The 1,821-nt window shown below is 66.0% G+C and carries 2 protein-coding genes; both read right to left on the bottom strand.

What is annotated here, in order from left to right; genetic code table 11:
* Nucleotides 1-86: 86 nt before the first annotated feature.
* The gene (locus tag WCE35_RS21205) at nt 87-1,154 is read right to left on the bottom strand and encodes an alcohol dehydrogenase (RefSeq protein ID WP_424595275.1); all 1,068 of its coding nucleotides are present in this window, start codon (nt 1,152-1,154) and stop codon (nt 87-89) included.
* 84 nt (nt 1,155-1,238) lie between these two features.
* Nucleotides 1,239-1,821: oligopeptide/dipeptide ABC transporter ATP-binding protein (locus WCE35_RS21200; RefSeq protein WP_424595274.1), on the bottom strand; the 583-nt coding region annotated here is incomplete at its 5' end.

Raw genomic sequence — 1,821 nt, 5'->3', positions numbered from 1 at the left:
GCGAAGCGAAGCAATCCATCGTGCCACACAAAGAAAGAATGGATTGCTTCGCTTCGCTCGCAATGACGGCGGCAAACGGCGGAAACCTACGGCGTCAGCACCGCGCGGCCGACCAATCTGCCTTTCTGCAGATCGACCAGCGCCTCGTTGGCCCTGGCGAGCGGCATTGCCGTCACCGGGATCGGCGCGATCTTCCTGGTGCGGACGAGATCGAGCAACTCCTGCGTCTCGCGAAGATTGCCGACATAGCTACCCTGGATCGTGATCGCCTTGATCGGAATCAGCGGCAGCGCCCATGGCGCGCCGCCGCCGAACAGGCCGACGATCACGAGCTTGCCGCCCTTGGTCAGGCAATCGAAGCCGAGCTGGGTGGTCGCGGCGTTGCCGACCAGATCGATCACGGCGCGGATCGGCCCGCCGGCCTTTTGCGCCAGCTGCTCCAGCGCGTCGGGCGCCTTGCCGTCGACGGTCGCGAGCGCACCGGCCGCCTCAGCCGCCTCGCGCTTGCGCGCGTCGATATCGACGACGATGGCGCCCTTGCCGCCCATCGCCTTCAACAGCGACAGCGCCATCAGGCCGAGGCCGCCGGCGCCGAAAATCACGATCGGGGTATTGAAGGCGAATTCGACCTTCTTCAGCGCGCTGTAGGTGGTGACGCCGGAACAGGCATAGGGTGCGGCGGTGACGGGATCGAGCCCCTTCAGATCGAGGAGATATTTTGGATGCGGCACTGTCATGTGGTCGGCATAGCCGCCGTCGCAATAGACGCCGAGCGAGTTCGGCTTCAGGCACATGTTCTCGTCGCCGGCAAGACAGGTCTCGCACTTGCCGCAGCCGAGCCAGGGATAGACCAGCGCGACGTCGCCGATTTTGAGATCGCCCGTGTCGCCGGCCGTGACGCCGGGTCCGAACGCGACGATTTCGCCGACCGTCTCGTGCCCCATGGTGCGCGGCAGCGAGACGCCGCGGTCCTTCAGCGACAGCGGCTTGCGGCCATGGCCGAGATCATAGCCGCCTTCCCAGATGTGCAGATCAGAGTGGCAGACGCCGGCGGCCTTGACCTTGAGCAACACCTGCGTTCCCTGCGGCTGCGGCGTCGGCTGATCGACCTCCTTCAAGGGGGCGTTGAAATCGGCAACCTGGAAACTCTTCATCGCGTCTCTCCCGACATTCTTGCTGTTGTCCGGACACTGCCACGCCTGTCCGGTCGAGACAAACGCGAAAAGGGCGGTCGATATTCAGATCAAGGGGTGATGGCAAGCGGCGAACTGGCCGGGCGCGACCGCGCGCAGTTCCGGCATCTCGCTCGCGCATCGCCGATCCGCGCGGGGGCAGCGGGTGCGAAAGCGGCAGCCGGACGGTGGCGCAATCGGCGACGGCGGCTCGCCGACCGGCACGCTTTCGGCCGGCCGCACGTCCGGATCGGGCACCGGGATCGCCTCGATCAACAGCGCGGTATAGGGGTGGGCCGGCGTTTCGAACAATTGCCCGGACGGGCCGACCTCGCACAACCGGCCGAGATACATCACGGCCACCCGGTCGCTCACCGCCTTCACCACCGCGAGGTCGTGGGCGATGAACAGCAGCGTCAATCCATAGCGCGCCTTCATCTCCTCCAGCAGATTGAGGATCTGGGCGCGGATCGAAACGTCGAGCGCGGAGACCGGCTCGTCGCAGATGATGAATTCCGGATTGAGCACCAGCGCCCGCGCAATGCAGATGCGCTGGCACTGCCCGCCGGAGAACTCATGCGGCAACCGCCCCATCACCAGCGCCGGGTCAAGGCCCACCGCGCTCAGCACGTCATGGACGAGCCGGTGG

The sequence above is a fragment of the Bradyrhizobium sp. genome, from assembly GCF_049691595.1.
Lineage (GTDB): Bacteria > Pseudomonadota > Alphaproteobacteria > Rhizobiales > Xanthobacteraceae > Bradyrhizobium.
The sequence above is the reverse complement of the archived record's forward strand: the minus strand, read 5'-3'. Positions and strand labels throughout refer to the sequence as shown.